The sequence below is a fragment of the Arthrobacter ruber genome, from assembly GCF_002954225.1.
Lineage (GTDB): Bacteria > Actinomycetota > Actinomycetes > Actinomycetales > Micrococcaceae > Arthrobacter_D > Arthrobacter_D ruber.
The window spans coordinates 137218-154507 of the sequence record NZ_PPTH01000018.1 but is presented as its reverse complement, the minus strand read 5'-3'; the positions used below and the strand labels follow the sequence as shown (position 1 = coordinate 154507).

At 71.7% G+C, this 17290-nt stretch carries 14 protein-coding genes; 9 read left to right on the top strand and 5 right to left on the bottom strand.

What is annotated here, in order from left to right; genetic code table 11:
• Positions 1-104 precede the first annotated feature (104 nt).
• Both CI785_RS14555 and CI785_RS14550 read left to right on the top strand, forming a co-directional pair.
• A complete protein-coding gene (locus CI785_RS14555; RefSeq protein ID WP_105032818.1) occupies positions 105-1244 on the top strand; it encodes a GuaB3 family IMP dehydrogenase-related protein in 1140 nt (379 codons plus the stop codon).
• 24 nt (positions 1245-1268) lie between these two features.
• Positions 1269-1751, top strand: coding sequence for a PTS sugar transporter subunit IIA (locus CI785_RS14550; RefSeq protein ID WP_420808262.1), 483 nt, complete (start codon positions 1269-1271; stop codon positions 1749-1751).
• Between the two features lie 19 nt (positions 1752-1770).
• Here the strand turns inward: CI785_RS14550 and CI785_RS14545 are convergent, their stop codons facing one another.
• On the bottom strand, positions 1771-3477 hold the full coding sequence (locus tag CI785_RS14545; protein ID WP_105032816.1) for an ABC transporter ATP-binding protein: 1707 nt from the start codon (positions 3475-3477) through the stop codon (positions 1771-1773).
• Positions 3478-3508: 31 nt separating this feature from the next.
• The gene (locus CI785_RS14540) at positions 3509-5230 is read right to left on the bottom strand and encodes an ABC transporter transmembrane domain-containing protein (RefSeq protein ID WP_105032815.1); all 1722 of its coding nucleotides are present in this window, start codon (positions 5228-5230) and stop codon (positions 3509-3511) included.
• 131 nt (positions 5231-5361) lie between these two features.
• Here CI785_RS14540 and CI785_RS14535 point away from each other — a divergent pair, with 131 nt between their 5' ends.
• From CI785_RS14535 to CI785_RS14520, 4 genes are all read left to right on the top strand, one after another.
• Positions 5362-6270 (top strand): SURF1 family protein, encoded by a 909-nt coding sequence (locus CI785_RS14535; RefSeq protein WP_240615219.1) that lies wholly within the window; start codon positions 5362-5364, stop codon positions 6268-6270.
• Positions 6263-6766 carry a DUF3817 domain-containing protein gene (locus CI785_RS14530; RefSeq protein WP_105033217.1) on the top strand — a complete coding sequence of 168 codons (504 nt, stop codon included), beginning with the start codon at positions 6263-6265 and terminating at the stop codon, positions 6764-6766. Before CI785_RS14535 ends, CI785_RS14530 begins: the two co-directional genes overlap by 8 nt.
• A gap of 98 nt (positions 6767-6864) precedes the next feature.
• Positions 6865-8451, top strand: coding sequence for a glutamine-hydrolyzing GMP synthase (gene guaA, locus CI785_RS14525; protein WP_105032813.1), 1587 nt, complete (start codon positions 6865-6867; stop codon positions 8449-8451).
• A gap of 93 nt (positions 8452-8544) precedes the next feature.
• On the top strand, positions 8545-12633 hold the full coding sequence (locus CI785_RS14520; RefSeq protein ID WP_108724254.1) for a DUF4011 domain-containing protein: 4089 nt from the start codon (positions 8545-8547) through the stop codon (positions 12631-12633).
• Positions 12634-12671: 38 nt separating this feature from the next.
• Here CI785_RS14520 and CI785_RS14515 read toward each other — a convergent pair whose 3' ends face one another.
• From CI785_RS14515 to CI785_RS14505, 3 genes are all read right to left on the bottom strand, one after another.
• The gene (locus tag CI785_RS14515; protein WP_105032812.1) at positions 12672-13343 is read right to left on the bottom strand and encodes an RcpC/CpaB family pilus assembly protein; all 672 of its coding nucleotides are present in this window, start codon (positions 13341-13343) and stop codon (positions 12672-12674) included.
• Between the two features lie 178 nt (positions 13344-13521).
• Positions 13522-13848, bottom strand: a complete 327-nt coding sequence (locus tag CI785_RS14510; protein ID WP_105032811.1) for an FmdB family zinc ribbon protein — start codon at positions 13846-13848, stop codon at positions 13522-13524.
• An 84-nt stretch (positions 13849-13932) separates the two neighbouring features.
• Complete coding sequence (locus tag CI785_RS14505; RefSeq protein ID WP_157940283.1) at positions 13933-14610, bottom strand: 5-formyltetrahydrofolate cyclo-ligase; 678 nt, start codon at positions 14608-14610, stop codon at positions 13933-13935.
• A gap of 57 nt (positions 14611-14667) precedes the next feature.
• On the opposite strand from CI785_RS14505, the gene galU reads away from it, so the two are divergent.
• The 3 genes from galU (at position 14668) to CI785_RS14490 (ending at position 17269) form a co-directional block, all read left to right on the top strand.
• On the top strand, positions 14668-15570 hold the full coding sequence (gene galU / locus CI785_RS14500; protein WP_105033215.1) for a UTP--glucose-1-phosphate uridylyltransferase GalU: 903 nt from the start codon (positions 14668-14670) through the stop codon (positions 15568-15570).
• 16 nt (positions 15571-15586) lie between these two features.
• Positions 15587-16216 (top strand): GNAT family N-acetyltransferase, encoded by a 630-nt coding sequence (locus CI785_RS14495; protein WP_105032809.1) that lies wholly within the window; start codon positions 15587-15589, stop codon positions 16214-16216.
• Between the two features lie 255 nt (positions 16217-16471).
• Entirely contained in the window at positions 16472-17269 is a 798-nt protein-coding gene (locus CI785_RS14490) for a hypothetical protein (protein WP_170068244.1), read from the top strand.
• Positions 17270-17290 lie beyond the last annotated feature (21 nt).

The following is a 17290-nucleotide window of genomic DNA, read 5'->3' as shown; positions in this document are numbered from 1 at the left end:
CGGGTACCAGGGGCGCTGCCGCCCCGGGTGCCCGGGGCCACACACCTGCACGCGGGGGCGCCCCGATGAGAGGCCGCGCGACGGCGCTGGGCTAACCTAGAGCAGTGACTTACGAGATCGAGATCGGCCGAGGCAAGCGCGGACGCAGGGCATATTCGCTGGACGACGTGGCGGTGGTGCCGTCCCGGCGGACCCGTGATCCGCTGGACGTCTCCGTCACCTGGCAGATCGACGCCTACCAGTTCGAGATGCCCGTCGTCGCAGCCCCCATGGATTCGGCCATGTCGCCCGCCACCGTCATCGCCATGGGCCGCCTCGGGGGCCTCGGCGTCCTCAACCTCGAGGGACTGTGGACCCGCTATGAGGACCCGCAGCCGGTCCTCGACGAGATCGCAGGCCTCAGCACCGAGAGTTTCAGCCCGGCAGCCACCCGCCGCATGCAGGAGCTCTACAGTGCGCCCATCCGGGCCGAACTCATCACGAGCCGCCTGGCCGAGATCCGCGAGGCCGGCGTGACGGTGGCAGGGTCCCTCACCCCGCAGCGCACCCAGCAGTTCTACAAGACCGTGCTCGCGGCCGGCGTCGACATCTTCGTCATCCGTGGCACCACGGTCTCCGCCGAGCACGTGTCCAAGAACGAGCAGCCCCTGGACCTGAAGACGTTCATCTACGAGCTCGACGTCCCCGTGATCGTCGGCGGCGCGGCCGGGTACACGCCCGCCCTCCACCTCATGCGCACCGGCGCGGCCGGTGTGCTCGTCGGCTTCGGCGGCGGCGCCACGACGACCACGCGCCGCGCGCTCGGCATCCACTCCCCGCTCGCCTCCGCCATCGCCGACGTGGCCGGCGCCCGCCGCGACTACATGGACGAGTCCGGCGGACGCTACGTGCATGTCATCGCCGACGGCGGCATGGGTGCCAGCGGCGACATCGTCAAGGCCATCGCGATGGGGGCCGACGCCGTCATGCTCGGCTCCGCGCTCGCCCGGGCCGAGGAGGCGCCCGGCAAGGGCTGGCACTGGGGCCAGGAGGCGCACCACCACGAACTGCCGCGCGGCGACAGGGTCGATATCGGCACCGTGGGTCCCCTCCAGGAAGTACTCTGGGGGCCCTCGCACCACACCGACGGCACATCCAACCTGATCGGCGCCCTGCGCCGGGCCATGGCGACCACCGGCTACTCGGATCTCAAGGAGTTCCAGCGCGTGGAAGTGGTCCTCTCGCCCTACGCCTCCACCGACTGATCCGAAAGGCATACCGTGAGCGACCTGTCCCGCGAGCTGCACGACGCCGAACTGACCACGCCCGACCTCGTGATCCTCGAGATGGAAGCGGCGTCGAAGGAGGACGCGGCGGCGCAGCTGGCAGGGCGCCTGCACGCAGCCGGGCGCATCTCCGACCTCCAGGCGTTCCTCGACCAGGTGAACTCCCGCGAGCACCAGATGGCCACGGGGCTGCCCGGCGGGGTGGGGCTGCCGCACGCGCGCAGCGAGTACGTGAACCAGACCTCGATCGCCGTCGGGGTCACGCGTTTCGGCCACAGCCTGGACTTCGGCGCCGTCGACGGCCCCGCCACGCTCGTGCTGCTCATGGCCACCCCGGCGCAGTCCTTCTCCGAGCACCTCGAGGTGCTCGCCACGATCGCCCGCAGTCTCTTCAAGGAGAACTTCCGTGAATCGCTGCGCCGCGCGCACGACGCCGAGGTGATCGCCGAGCTGATCAACTCCTCGCTGGTGTTCTTCGACCACTGACGCGGCGTGCCGTGCGCGGCTACTCGCTCCGCCAGGAGTGCCAGAGCGACGCGTAGGCGCCGTCCAGGGCGAGCAGCTCGTCGTGCGAGCCGAGCTCCGCGATCCGCCCCTCCTCCACCACGGCCACGCGGTCGGCGTCGTGCGCCGTGTGCAGCCGGTGTGCGATCGCGATGACGGTGCGCCCCTCGAGGACGGCATTGAGCGACCGCTCGAGGTCGCGCGCCGCTTGCGGGTCGATCAGGGACGTGGCCTCGTCCAGTACCAGGGTGTGCGGATCGGCGAGGATCAGGCGCGCCAGGGCCAGCTCCTGCGCCTGCGCGGGCGTGAGCTCGTGTGCGCCCGATCCCACCTCCGTGTCCATGCCCTCCGGGAGCTGCTTCACCCAGTCCAGGGCACCGACGCTGCGCAGGGCGTCCTCGAGCTCGCCGTCACCGGCGTCCGCGCGTCCGAGCCGCACGTTGTCCGACACGGATCCCACGAAGACGTGGTGCTCCTGCGTCACGAGGGCCACCTCGCGGCGCAGGTCGTCCAGCGGCCGGTCCACCAGGGGCACGCCGCCAACGGTGACGGAGCCCGACGTCGGCGGGTGGATGCCCGCGATCAGCCGCCCGAGGGTGGATTTGCCGGCACCGGAGGGACCGACGACGGCGAGGCGCTCGCCACGCACCAGGGTGAGGTCGACGCCGTGCAGAACATTGTGCCCGGGGCGGTACGCATAGGTCGCCGCGGACACCACGATGTCCTCGTTGGCCGGTTCCGCCGTGGTCGCCTCGCGGTCGGGCTCGACGTCCTTGATACCCACGATGCGGGCGAGCGACGCGGCCCCCACCTGGATCTCGTCGGTCCACATGATGAGCAGGTCCACGGGGTCGATCAGGCGCACGGCGAACAGGGCGACGGCGGCCACGGCTCCGGCCGTGACCACGCCCTGTCCCGCGAGCCAGCCGCCCCACAGCAGCACGGCGGCGGCCGGCAGCCAGAACGCGACGTCCGCCGCCGGGAACAGGACCGAGCGCAGCCACAGCGTGTACCGCTCGGCGGAGAAGCTCCTGCCGAGGGCGGCGTCGAGGTCGGCGCGACGCAGGGAGCCGAGGTCCAGGGCGTCCACGGTGCGTGCGCCCTCGATCGTCTCGGTGATCGTCCCGTTCACGACGGCGTAGGTCTCCCGCTCGCGCATGTAGCCGGCCGCGCTGCGCCGCAGGTACCAGCGCGTCACGGGCCACAGCAGCGGCAGGCCCACGAGGAGTGCGAGGGACAGGACCGGGGAGGTGACGACGGCGGCGCCGAGGGTCAGGACGATGGTCACCACCGACACGACGACCTGCGGCACGCCGAAGCGGACGGTGTGGGACACCGCGTCGATGTCGTTCGTGGTCCTGGCCACGAGGTCGCCCGTGCCCGCCTTCTCCACCGTGGACAGCGGGAGCGCCGTCACGTCCTTCATGAAGTCCTCGCGCAGCTCGGCGAACACGCGCTCGCCGAACACCATCCCCGACCGCACCGCGTAGCGGCGCAGCACGGACTGCACGGCGAGGAAACCGAGCATCCCGAGGGACACGGCGGCCACGAAGGACGGCGTGGTCCCCGCGGACACGGCGTCGATGAGGATGCCGAGCAGCAGCGGCCCGGCGAGGCCCGCGACGGCCGAGCCGACGTACAGCGCGATCACCGCGCCGAGGCCCCGCCGGTGGCGGCGGATCAGGCGCGTGGCTTCGTCGCGGACCATCCCGGGCCCGGCGACGGGGAGCTTTGCCGTGCTACTCACTGCGGATCACCACGTTCCGGTAGGCGGGATTGCTGGTCATGAGGTCTGTGTGGCTGCCCTGGGCGGCCACACGGCCCTCCTCGAGGAAGATCACGCGGTCCATGATGCGCAGCAGGAGCGGGCTCGCGGTGACGACGACGGTCGTCCTGCCGTCCTGGCGCCGTGCATCGCCGAGCCGGGCGGCGATGCGTTGCTCGGTGTGGGCGTCCACGGCACTGGTCGGCTCCACGAGGACGAGGTTCTCGGCGTCGGTGAGGAGGGCCCGGGCCAGGACGAGGCGCTGGCGCTGCCCGCCCGAGAAGCCCCTCCCGCGCTCGGTGACCTCGTGATCCAGCCCGCCGTCGAGCCCGGCGAGGATGTCCAGGGCGCTCGCGGCCTCGAGCGCCGCGAGCACGGCGTCGTCGTCGTGCCGGCCGTGCGGGTCGAGCTGCCCGCGGAGGGAGCCGCTGAACAGCTGTGGGCCGGCCTCGCTGACCACGATGCGCGCGCGGATGTCCGCCAGCGGCACGTGCCGCAGGTCCGCGGCGCCCCACCGGACCGTCGCCTCCTCGAGGACGGCGTCCTCGAACCGGCCGAGGCGCGTGACGGCGTCCGTGGACTCCGCGGGCTCCCGCGAGACCACGGCGGTGAGGAGCCCGGGCTCGATGACGACACCGGAGCGCTCGTCGACGAGGACAGCACCCGGCGGCGGTGCGGGCACCGGCGAAGCGCTCTCCGTGACGTTCGCATCGACCGAGAGCACCGCGATGATTTTCCGGGCGCCTACATGGGCACGGATGAAGCGGGCCACCGAATCGGCTGCCGCCCGGATGGGGGTCATGAGGAAGATCGAGAAGCCGTACAGGGCCACGAGCTCGCCCGGCGTGATGTCGCCCGAGAGGACCAGCGAGGCGCCCACCCAGGTGAAGACCACGCTGAACGACCCGGCGATGAACACCTGCGACGCCTCGAGGTCCGCGAGGGAACGGGCCACGCGGATGCCGGAGTCGCGCGTGACCGTCGACTTGTCGCGGTAGCGGTCCACGAAGATGTGCTCGCCGCCGATGCCGCGCAGCACGCGCAGGCCGGCCACGGTGTCCGCCCCGACGGCCGTCATCCTGCCGGACGCCTCGCGCTGCTCGCGCTGCCGCGCCTGCATGGGCCGCACGACGAACAGCAGGAGCCCGCAGCACACGGGGACCCCGACGAGCACGACGACCCCGAGCACGGGGGAGGTCTGCCAGATGAAGACGGTGACCACGAGCCAGGCCGCGGCCGCGCCGGCGAGCCGCGTGAGGACCTCGTACACCTCACCGAGGCGGAAGGCGTCGGACGCCGCGGTGGACACCACCTCGCCGGTCGAGAGCGCGGTGGGCAGGGCGTCGCCGGTCCTGCTGATCTTGTGCCCCACGAGGCGAACGGACCGGAACGCCGCCTGCATCCAGTTGCTGACGCCCGCGCGGTGCGTCGCGGTGTCCGAGACGGCCTGGACCACCATGAGTCCCAGCAGCGCACCCGCCCAGCCGAGCAGCGCCCGCGCATCGCCCCCGATGACGCCGTCGTCGATCGCCCTGCCGAGCACGAAGGGCATCACGGCCTGCGAGGCCATCCAGACGGTGCCGAGAAGGATCCCGGCGGTCAGGGTGGCCTTCTGGTGGCCGCCGAGCCACAGCAGGTACCGCGCGGGGGAGCGCAGGTCCGGCGGGCCGGTCAGGGAGTAGGGAAAGGAACGCACGAGGATTCATCCTAGACCGCATCCCGACGAAGTGATAGGGATTCACCAATCACTCTTCGGGTCGCTACAGCGCCCCCGTCCAGTCCGGGAGCCATTCGTTGTTCTACACGCGTACGAAGTACCGTTGAGGGGTGTTGAAGACCGCGCTCAAGCCTCGATGGATCCTCCTGCTGATCCTCGCGATGGCGCTCGCCGCGGTCTTCGTCCTCCTGAGCCAGTGGCAGCTGAACTCCTCCAGGGAGACTCCGCCGCCCGCACCGAGCACCACCGAGACCGTCCGTCCGCTGACCGGGGTGCTCGCCCCCCTCACGCCGCTCTACGCCTCGGGCGCCGACCAGATGGTCTCGCTCGACGGTGCCTTCCTGCCGGACACGCGGATGCTGGTGCAGAACCGCCTGCGCGACGACGTGGAGGGCTTCTGGGTGGTCCAGGGATTCGCGGTCGACGGTTCGGGCGGTGACGGCCCCGAGGCCGCTCCCGGCGGGGACGCCGTCATCCCGGTCGTGCTCGGCTGGGTGCCCGAGGCGGAGGACGCCGCGTCCGTCGCCGTGCAGCAGGGGGCCGCCGGCGTCGTCGGGCGCCTCCTGCCGCCCGAGGCCCCCGAGGTGCAGCAGCCCGTGGAGGGCGAGGTCCCCACACTCTCCACCGCCGAGCTCTCCAACCTGTGGGACGCGAGCATCTACGCGGCATTCGTCGTCGCCACCGAGGTGACGGCCGACGGCGCAGCCGTGCCGTTCGCGGCGGGCATGGAGCCGGTGGTCGTGGGCCCGCAGCCGCAGGACACACCGATCAACTGGCTCAACATCTTCTACGCCATCGAATGGGTGGTGTTCGCCGGGTTCGCGTTCTTCCTGTGGTGGCGCCTGGTCGCCGACGACCACCGCCGCATCCTCGAGGACGCCGAGGACGCCGAGGACGCCGCGGAGGAGGCCCGCGCCCACCCGTCCCCCGTCGCGCCCGGCGCCGAACCCACTCCCCATCCTGCGCCCGGGTCGACCCCCGGCACGTCCTCCAACGAAAGCGGTGCCCACCGTGACTGAGCCAGTACTCGACCCCACCGCCGGAACTGCCGGACGAGCCGGCGACGGACGCGCGCCGGCCGGGAAGCCGAAGCGGCGGTTCGGCGGGACGCACGCGCAGATCCGTTCGTCGCTGAGGTTCTACAAGGTCCTCGCCTACGCGACAGGAATCATGCTCCTGCTCGTCGTCGTCGAGATGGTGGCGAAGTACGGCTTCGGCTCCGAGATCGTCGCGGGCGGGGGAGCGGTCCTCCAGTTCCTGCCCGAGGTCGTCGCCGAGACGGCCGGCGGCGTCAACCTCTCCACGGCCGTGCTGATCGTGCACGGCTGGCTCTACGTGGTCTACCTCATCGCCGACTTCCGACTGTGGCAGCTCATGCGCTGGCCCTTCGGCCGCTTCGTCCTGATCGCGCTCGGCGGCGTGGTGCCGCTGCTGTCGTTCTTCGTGGAGAAGCGGGTCCACCGCCAGGCCGAGGAGGACCTCGCGGCGCATCCCGAGGCCGCACCGCGGTACTGAGCCGGACCCCGCGCAGAACAGCGCCCCGCCGCGGGTACGGGCGTTCCTGCCCGTCCCCTGATGTGCGGTGGCCGGGACGCGCGGACTATTGTTGATGGGTGACTACCCCCGAGAACGGCTCCGAACACCGTCCTGTCCTCGTCGTGGACTACGGCGCGCAGTACGCACAGCTGATCGCACGCCGCGTCCGCGAGGCCGACGTCTACTCCGAGATCGTCCCTCACACCCTCAGCACGCAGGAGATCCTCGCGAAGAACCCCGCGGCGATCATCCTCTCGGGAGGCCCGTCCAGCGTCTACGCCGAAGGCGCCCCCCGGGTCGACGCGGACCTGTTCGACGCCGGGGTGCCGGTGCTCGGCATCTGCTACGGCTTCCAGGCGATGGCGAACGCGCTCGGCGGGACGGTCGCGAAGACCGGGCTGCGTGAGTACGGCTCCACGGACGTGCAGTCCGACGGCGCATCGCGTTCCATCCTCGCCGGGACCCCCGAGCAGCAGAACGCCTGGATGAGCCACGGCGACAGCGTGCAGGCCGCCCCCGAGGGCTTCGACGTCCTGGCCAGCACGGCAGGCGCACCCGTCGCGGCTTTCGCGCACGAGGAGAAGGGCCTCTACGGCGTGCAGTGGCACCCGGAGGTCAAGCACTCCCGGCACGGGCAGGCCGTGATCGAGAACTTCCTCTTCCGGGGCGCTCGGCTCGACCCGAACTGGACCACGCGCAACATCCTCGAGGAGCAGGTGGAGCGCATCCGCGAGCAGATCGGCGACGCGCGCGTGATCTGCGGCCTCTCCGGCGGTGTTGACTCCGCCGTCGCCGCCGCGCTCGTGCAGCGTGCCGTCGGCGACCAGCTCACGTGTGTCTTCGTGGACCACGGTCTGCTGCGCGAGGGCGAGGCCGAGCAGGTGGAGCGCGACTTCGTCGCCGCCACGGGTGTGAAGCTCCATGTCGCGAACGAGCAGGAACGCTTCCTCGCCGCGCTCGCCGGCGTCTCCGACCCCGAGACCAAACGCAAGATCATCGGGCGCGAGTTCATCCGGGCCTTCGAGGAGGCCGAACGCGCCATCATGCGCGAGGCGGAGGCCGAGGGTGAGCCCATCCGGTTCCTCGTCCAGGGCACCCTCTACCCCGACGTCGTCGAATCCGGCGGCGGAGAGGGCGCCGCGAACATCAAGAGCCACCACAACGTGGGCGGCCTGCCGGAGGACCTGCAGTTCGAGCTCGTGGAGCCGCTCCGCACCCTCTTCAAGGACGAGGTGCGTGCCGTCGGCGCCCAGCTCGGCCTGCCCGCGGAGATCGTGGGACGCCAGCCGTTCCCCGGTCCGGGACTGGGCATCCGCATTGTCGGCGAGGTCACGGAGGAGCGCCTGGCGCTGCTGCGCCGGGCCGACGCCATCGCGCGCGCCGAACTCACCGCGGCCGGGCTCGACAACGAGGTCTGGCAGATGCCCGTGGTCCTCCTCGCCGACGTCCGCAGCGTGGGCGTCCAGGGGGACGGACGGACCTACGGGCACCCGATCGTCCTGCGGCCGGTGTCCAGCGAGGACGCCATGACCGCCGACTGGTCGCGCCTGCCCTACGACCTCCTGGCACGCATCTCCAACCGCATCACCAACGAGGTGGACGGCGTCAACCGCGTGGTGCTGGACGTGACGAGCAAGCCGCCGGGAACCATCGAATGGGAGTAGGCGGAGTGGGCGGTGGCGTCAGAACCACTTCCCCCCGCCCGGGCCGCGTTGCTATCCGCGGGGTCCGAACGCTTATCGGATAGCTTGGAAGACATGCCAATCTGGTCGAGATCAGCTCGTGACGAAGCAGGGAAGAAGGCGGCTGTGCCGGAGCAGGACCAGCGGGACACGGCGGGGTCGCCGGCGGATCGGCCGCAGGGCCGGCAGGGCGTCGGACCGGGCCGTCAGCGTCCGGCTCCGCCCGCCGATGCTCCCGACGAAGCCTCGGCCCAGGACTTCCTCGTGCCGTGGCTCGAAGGGCTCGGCCCCCAGGCCAGCGGCGACACGCTCCTGCACTTCCGGCCCTCGGCCGGCACGAGCATCGACCTGACCCACGCCCACCCCTCCGGGCTCGCGCAGCTCCTGGCTGGACGGCGCACGCGCTTGTCGACGCTCCTGCGCGACCCCGTCCAGTACAGCGCCGCCAAGGCCGCGGCGCGGGCACTGCGTGCGAAGATCTTCGAACTCGGCACCGAACGCGGGATCGACGTCGGCTACCTCACCGCCGGGACGGCGTCCTGGCGGTCGGTGGACGACTCCGGACGCTCCGAGACGCTGAACGCCCCGGTGCTGCTCACCGCCATCTCCCTGACGGTGCACGCCTCGCAGGACGACTACGAGCTGCAGATCACCGAGCAGGCGCGCATGAACCCCGCGCTGGTCCGCCACCTGAGGCAGCAGCAGGGCCTGGAGGTGGATCCCGTCCGTATCGCACGGCTGGCCTACGGCACCGCCCGCTTCGATCCGCACCCCGTCCTCGAGCGCATGCGGGTGCTGAGCGAGGGTGTCCGGGGCATGTCCGTCGAGCACCGCATCCTGGTGTCCACCTTCGCCGACCTCGCCGGGGTCAAGGGCGATCCCGCCCTGCGCCCCGACCACCCCGTCCTGGCCGCCCTTCTCGGGTCGGCCAGGGGGGACGCCGAAGCCGCGTCGGGACTCAAGGGTGCTGCGGACGGTCTGCTGTTCCCGGCGGCCGACGAGCGGGACCCGGCCGAGGAACTCCTCATCCTCGACGCCGACAGGGCCCAGCAGGACGTCCTCGACCTCGCGTCCGCGGGCGTCAGCGTCGTGGTCGCCACGCCGCCGGGGACCGGACAGACCCAGACCGCCCTGAACCTCGCGGCGCGGGCCGCCGCCGAGGGCAGGCGCGTGGTGGTCGCGGCGGAGCGCCGTGGCACGCTCAACGAGTTCGTACAGGACCTCGACGGGCTCAATCTGGGCTCGCTCGTCCTCCAGCTGGGCAGCCAGACCGGGCCCGCGCAGCTGCGCGAAGCGGTCATCCGGGCCCTCGTCCGCAACGAGAAGGCGGTCGAGCCCTCGCTCGAGACGCTCCATTCCACACTGGCCGGACACCGGCACCAGCTCGTGGAGCACGTGCGCAGCCTCCACAACGTCCGCAGCCGGTGGGACTGCTCGCCCTACCAGGCCATGCAGTCCCTTGCCGGCCTCACGGCCCTGGACCCGGCGCCGTCCACCACGGTGCGCCTGAAGCGCAGCGTCCTGGACTCCATCACCGACCGCAGGGAACTGACGGAGCGGCTCCAGCGAGCCGCCGACCTGGGGAGCTTCAGCAAGGCCTCGACCGAGAGCCCGTGGTACGGTGCGCAGCTGCTGAACCGCAAGGAGACGGAGCGCGCGCACGGTCTCGCCGAGCAGCTCGCAACCGAGATCCCCGAGCTGCGGGGCAAGGTGCAGCGCGTCGCCGAGCACTCGCACATCACGCTCGGCGGGACGTTCGGTGAGTGGGGCGAGCAGCTCGAACTCCTCGTCGCGGTGCGCGAGAGCCTGGACAAGTTCACGCCGGACATCTTCGACCGGCCCGTCACCGACCTCATCTCCGCCACAGCGCCGTCCTCGTGGCGGAAGGAGCGGGACATCGAGATGAGCTCGATGACGCGGTCCCGCCTGCGGCGTGTGGCCAAGGAGTACATCCGGCCGGGTGTGCACATCTCCGACCTGCACACCTCCCTCCGCGAGGTCCAGCAGCAGCGCACCCTGTGGACTCGTTATGCCCTGACCGAGCGCCACCCCTCCGTCCCGACGGGTCTGGCGGAGATCCACGCGTCCTACCGCGACGTGGACGCGCGGCTCACGGACCTGACGGCGATCCTCCGCCCCACCTCCGACCACCCGGACCTCGCGGCGCTGGAACTCGACGCTCTCGAGACCCTGCTCCGCGACCTCGCCGTGGACAAGGAGACCCTCGCGACACTGCCCGAGCGCACCCTGCTGCTCGACGAGATGCGCGAGCAGGGCCTGGGTGAACTGCTCGCGGACCTCGCTGAGCGCGAGGTCCCCGCCGAACGCGTGGGTTCGGAGCTCGAGCTCGCATGGTGGCAGTCCGCGCTCGAGGCCATGATCAGCGGCGACGACTACCTCGCCATGTCCGACGGCGACAGTCTGCGCACGCTCGAGGCGGAGTACCGCCTGGCCGACAACGCGCACATCGCCTCCGGGCCCGCCAGGATCCGGTGGACGCTGGGGGAGCGCTGGCGCGCCGCCGTGGAGAACCACCCCGGGGACGCCGCCCGCCTGCGTCAGGAGCTCAAGGACGGAACTCTGACCCTCGAGGTGTTCGCGGGACTCGACCATGAGCTCGTGGCTGCGCTCCTGCCGATCTGGGCCGTGAGCCCGCTGACCATCCGCGGCGCCGTACCCGAGGGCCACACCTTCGACACCGCGGTGATCCTGGACGGCGAGTCCATGTCGCTGCAGAGCGCCGTCCCGTGCATCGCCCGGTCCTCGCAGGTGGCGGTCTTCGGTGACGACCGCCTCGCCGGGCCGACCCGCTTCAGCATCGAGGTGCAGTCCGCGGACCGCGCATCCACCCTGGAGCCCCTGCCCAGCGCCTTCGACGCGCTGCGCAGTGTGCTGCCCGTACGCGGACTCACGGAGATCTACCGCGGCGTGGACCGGAGCCTCGACACCTACCTGAGCGAGTCCTTCTACGACGGCAAGCTCTCCCGCCTGCCGCAGGCCTCCGAGGTCACGGGCGCCGGGCGCGGCCTCGTGGTCGAGTACCTGCCCAATGGCACCGGCATGCCGAGCTCGGAGCACGACGGCGTCGAGAGTGTCGCGGTCGAGGTGAGCCGCGTCGTCGAGCTGGTCTTCGACCACATCCGACGCCGTCCGAGCTTCTCGCTCGCGGTCGTCACCGCCAGTGCCCGACACGCGGCGCGGGTAGGGGAGGCGATCCGCCTGCAGATGGCGGAGTTCCCCTGGGCAGCAGACTTCTTCACCCCGGGCAGGGAGGCGTTCCGCGTGGTCCCCGTCGAACGGGCAGGAGGACTGGTCCGCGACGACATCATCTTCTCGCTCGGCTACGGCCGCACGCCCCACGGGCGGACGCTCCACTCCTTCGGTCCGCTCTCGGGTCCCGACGGCCGCCGCAACTTCGTCATGGCGATGACGCGCGCACGGCGCTTCCAGCACGTGCTCACGTGCTTCCAGCCGTCGGACCTCGATCCCGACCGCCTGACCACGGGGGCGCTGGACTTCTTCGAGCTGCTGCAGCGCGAACTGGGCGGAACCCCCGGACACACGCCCGCCGCGGCCGGCGGAAACGAGGATCCCCTCGTCGCCGACCTCGTGGACCGCCTGCGCTTCCGCGGCGCCGAGGTCTGGGACCACTACGCAGGGGTCCTCGACATCGTCGCGGTACGGCCGGCGGACCTGCGCGCCGACGGCAGCGCCGCGGCAGCGCACGACGAGCGTCCCGCTCCACTGGCGATCGAGTCCGACGGGACCGGCCGCTACGGGGGCATGTCGGTGCGGGAGCGCAGCAGGCTCCGACCTCAGGTCCTCGAGCGCATGGGCTGGCGCTACATGCCGCTCTGGACCATCGAGGTCTTCACGGACCCCGACGGGTGCGCGGAGCGCGCCTCCGGCATCCTGGGCCTGCCGCCCCGGGATGCCGCCGACCAGCAACGCACACGGAAGGACGCCCCGAGGATGCGCGAGGACGAACAGCACCCCGGCAGCGGAACCGGTCCGGGTCGGGATTCCGTGGAGTCGGTGGAGTCGGCGGACTCCACGCCGATCGTCCCCACGACGGCGGGAGAGGACGACCCCCGTTCCTGGGGCGACGCCGAGGACGACCACGACGAGTGGCTCCAGGAGCAGCGGCCCCCCCACTGGGGGTGATGGCGGCCCGGTGCCGGGCGGCGCGATGCGCTGACCGTTCACTGCTTCGTCGTCAGCACGAGGTGGACGTCCCCCGAGCTGGAGGACCCGGCCAGGGCGGCGGCGTCATCGGCGCCCGCCGCCACGACGACGAGCCCGTCGTCGCCCGCCTCGCCGGGCCACGCGCTGCCGGTCCCGCCGGGTGCCGTCCAGAGGACGGCCACCGACCGGGCGAGGACCGTCGACTCGGCCGGGGCGTCGTAGCCGTTGCCCGTGCTGAGGACCACGTCGACGAGCTGGCCCGGTGCCAGGAGCTGGACGACCGCAGGATCGGCCGGCCGGAGCGGGACCGCGACGGTACCGGGACGGGTGCCGGTCAGCAGGCCGTCGCCCACCAGCGCCGTCGGTGGGATGGGGGAGCCCTGCGCCAGCGGAGCGGCGAGCTGCTGGCCAACCACCTGGCCGGGCTGCTCGAACGCGGGACCCGCCACGGCCTGGGCCGGGATGCTGGCGAGTGTGACGTCCGTGTCCGTGAGGACCGTCCCGACCGCGAGGTCCCGGGCCGCGCTGACCACCGTCGTCGTCGGGTAGTCCTCACTCACGGCCGCCTCGACGGCGACGCCCGCGGCGATACTGAAGAGCAGGCAGGCCAGGAGCCTCTTGCGGCGATGGACGAACCTGCGCAGGCGGTACCGCAGTGGGGCTTCCCGGAGGACCGGAGTCGGGGTCATGCACCGACCCTAGGCGGGCCTTGCCGCCTGCCGGCCTGCCGCAGGAGCTATGTGGACGGAGCCGGACGGACTCCTGCAGACCCTCCGGCCTGCAGGATCCCCGCGTTCGGAGCCGAGTGCCCCCGACTGCCACCCGCCGACGGACGGCGGACCCCCGTCGCCGTGCAGGGCGCCGGCGTCAGGACGCGGCGGCGGTCCCGCTCGCCGGGGAGGGTGCGCTCGTGCCCGCGGACGAGCCGGAGGCCGCACCCACGGTGCCCGGGGACCCGGTGCCGGCAGCGGTGGTCGAGGAGGTGGACGGCGATCCCGCGTCCGTGCTCGTCGTCGTGGACCGCGAGTCGTTGCGGTAGAACCCCGAGCCCTTGAACACCACGCCCACGCTGTTGAACTTCTTGCGCAGTGATCCGCCGCAGGCGGGGCATTCGGTCAGGGAGTCGTCGGAGAACGACTGCTGGATGTCGAAGGCGTGGCCGCAGTCCTTGCAGGCATAGGCGTACATGGGCATGGAAATCCTCCTGGACGGGCTTCGTGGTCCCCGGGTGGCCGATCCGGCCACTGCTCTTGGCACTCTCCGGGGTCGAGTGCCAGTCTACACGCCCGCGTCCACCGCTCCGAAGCGCTCCAGCCCATCGGCAGTGAACACGCCGGCCAGCGGCTGGTCGTAGGGTTCGGCCGGGATGGTGCCGATGGGCAGGAGCTCGGAGCGGTAGACGACGCCGAGCCGGTCCACCGCTCCCGGCCGGTCCAGGGGATGGGCCGCGAGGAAGCGGTCGTAGTAGCCGCCGCCCTGTCCGAGGCGGTGCCCGGCGCGGTCCACACCCAGCGCGGGTACGAGGATGAGTGCGACGTCCGTCATCTCCCCGAAGGAGCGCCGTGGACCCGTCGGTTCGTCCACGGGTGCGCGGACCGAGCGCTGCAGGGGAACGCCCGGTGTCCAGGACACCCAGGACAGCCGGTACCCCGGCTCGCACACGGGGACGACGACGCCGAAGCCGAGGCGATGCAGGTCCTCGAGCAGGGGTGCGGTTCCGGGCTCGGGGTCGCGGCCGAGGTAGGCGGCGATCGTCGGGCGGGCGGTCGGGGAGCCCCAGTCCGAGGGGGGATCGGAGGGAGGGGACACTGCAGCAGGGCGGGTCAGATGCGCGACGACGGCCCGGGCGACGGCGCGGGACTGGTCCATGCGGTCGGCGGGATCCAGGCCTGCGCGTGCAGCGCGCAGGGAGGCCCGCAGGTGGTGCTTGCCCGTATCACGGCTCGTGAGCGTCATTCCACCATTGTGGAGGGCAGCCCGGGCTCGACGCATCGGTTAGGTAGTGTGGTGCCCATGACTTTGCGATCACGTGTGACGAAGGCCGTTATCCCCGCGGCCGGACTGGGAACCCGCTTCCTCCCCGCCACGAAGGCGATGCCCAAGGAGATGCTCCCCGTCGTGGACAAGCCCGCCATCCAGTACGTCGTGCAGGAGGCGGTCGACGCCGGCCTCTCCGACGTGCTCATGATCACGGGGCGTAACAAGAGGGCCCTCGAGGACCACTTCGATCGCGTGCCCTTCATCGAGCAGACCCTCGAGGCCAAGGGTGACCACGACAAGCTGGCCGCCGTGCGTCGCCCCTCCGAGCTCGGCGACATCCACTACCTCCGCCAGGGCGATCCGAAGGGGCTCGGGCACGCCGTGCTCCGCGCCAAGCTCCACGTCAACAACGAGCCGTTCGCCGTCCTGCTCGGCGACGACCTGATCGACGACCGCGACCCGCTGCTCGAGACCATGATCGAGGTCCAGGCGAAGACGGGCGGCTCCGTGATTGCCCTGATCGAGGTCGACCCACAGCAGATCAGCGCCTACGGCTGTGCCGACATCACCGAAATCGACGGCGAGAACCACGTCCGTGTGAACCAGCTCGTCGAGAAGCCGGCCGTCGAGGACGCACCCTCCAACCTCGCCGTGATCGGCCGCTACGTGCTGCACCCCCGCGTGTTCGACGTCCTCGAGACCACCGAGCCCGGCCGTGGCGGCGAGATCCAGCTGACCGACGCCCTGCAGACCCTCGCGGCTGCCGACGGCGAGGGCTCCGGCGTCTACGGCGTGGTGTTCCGTGGCCGCCGCTACGACACCGGCGACAAGCTGAGCTACCTCAAGGCCGTGGTGACGCTGGCCTCGGAGCGTGACGACCTCGGCCCCGACCTGCGCGACTGGATCAGGGACTTCAGCAAGAACCTCCCGGACTAGTACGGAGCGGCACGCCATGTGGTCGGCGACCAGCTGGCCCGTGAGCCTCAGGACGGGTTCCCTCGTCCTGAGGCCCATACGCCACAGGGACAAGGCGGCGTGGACGGCGCTGCGACACCGCAACGCCCGCTGGCTCGCGCCGTGGGAGGCGTCCAACCCGGACCCGGAGGGCTTCCTGCCCACCTACCACCAGATGGTGCGGTCCCTCACGGCGCAGGCGCGTGCGGGATCGGCGCTCCCCTTCCTGATCACCGAGCAGGACCCGGGTTCGCGCGAGGCCCGGCTGGTCGGGCAGCTGACCGTCTCGGGGATCACCTGGGGGTCGGCGATGACCGCGACCCTCGGGTACTGGGTCGACGCCGAGCGGGCCGGCAGGGGAATCGCCCCGACGGCCGTGGCGCTCGCCACCGACTACTGCTTCGGGGACCTCGGACTGCACCGGATGGAGATCAACATCCGGCCGGAGAACAGCGCGAGCCTCCGCGTCGTGGAGAAGCTGCACTTCCGCGACGAGGGGCTGCGGCCACGGTACCTGCACATCGCCGGGCAGTGGGCTGATCACAGGAGCTTCGCCCTCACGGCCGAGGAGGTTCCCCGAGGCCTCCTGGCTCCATGGCTGGAGCGGTCGGGGCCGCCCGGTGGCTGACGCGAGGGTCGAATGCCGTCGCGGGCATACCCGCATCCGACACACCGCGGCCAATGCGTCGGCGCGGCCGTTCCTGCTCCTACGGTTCTAGGTGTGGTCTTCTCCATGAACAGCTCCGTGGTGCTCGCCGCGATCGTGGGACTATGGCTGGTGTGGGTAGCTCCCGCAGTCGCCAGGAGGACCGTGCCGGCACCTGCCGGAAGCACTCTTCGATGTCGGACAACCGGGGCCCGCCCCGGAGGGAGCAGAATGATGATGACCGCGCCGCAGGACGATGCGCCCACCGGAACCCGAGGGGTTTCCCACCCGATCCCGGGGACCGCGGTCGATCCCTCCAGCGGGTCCTCCTCGTGGACAGCGGCCTTCGCCCCGCGGTGGGGACGCGTCGGCATCGCGCTCGTTGGCCTTCTGGCCCTTGCGGCCACCCTGGTGACGCTCGTGCTCGGGGCGTTCGGCGTCGTGTCGCTCCTCGTCCCGCTGATGACCCTCGCAGTAGCCGCAGCCGCCGTCGCGGCGCTGAGGATGCTCGCCACGCGCTCCCGTCGGGCCCGGGTGGACCGGGCGTTCCTCGATGCCATGGCGCCCGTCCGGACGGCCGAGCCTCTGGCGCCGCCCGCTCCTACGGCCCCCGCTGCCCCCCGCCGTCCCACCGCCCTGTTCGACGCCGAGGAGACCCCGGCGCGCCGCCTCACGGCGATGGAGATGCGGACCGCGGCACTCGCCGTCGCGCACGGATCCACGGTTCTGGATGTCCGCAGCGCGCCCGCGCCGGACGCCGCGGTCATCGCACCGCACGGGTCCCCGGAGTGGGCACCCGTGCAGCTCCCGCGTCCCACCTATGTCGATGCCGCGAAGGCCGAACGCCAGGCTCCCGCGCCGCTGGACCTGCCCGAGGCACCGAAGCCCGTCTCGAGGACGCCGATCAAGACGTCCGAGGCCGCTGCCCGCATCGCAGCCTCCGAGGAGACGGTGCGCGACACCCTGCACGAGACGGCGGCCCCTGCGACGGGCCGGATCAACCTCGACGACGTGCTGCAGCGTCGGCGAGCCTGACCGGGCCCACCCGGTAGGGGA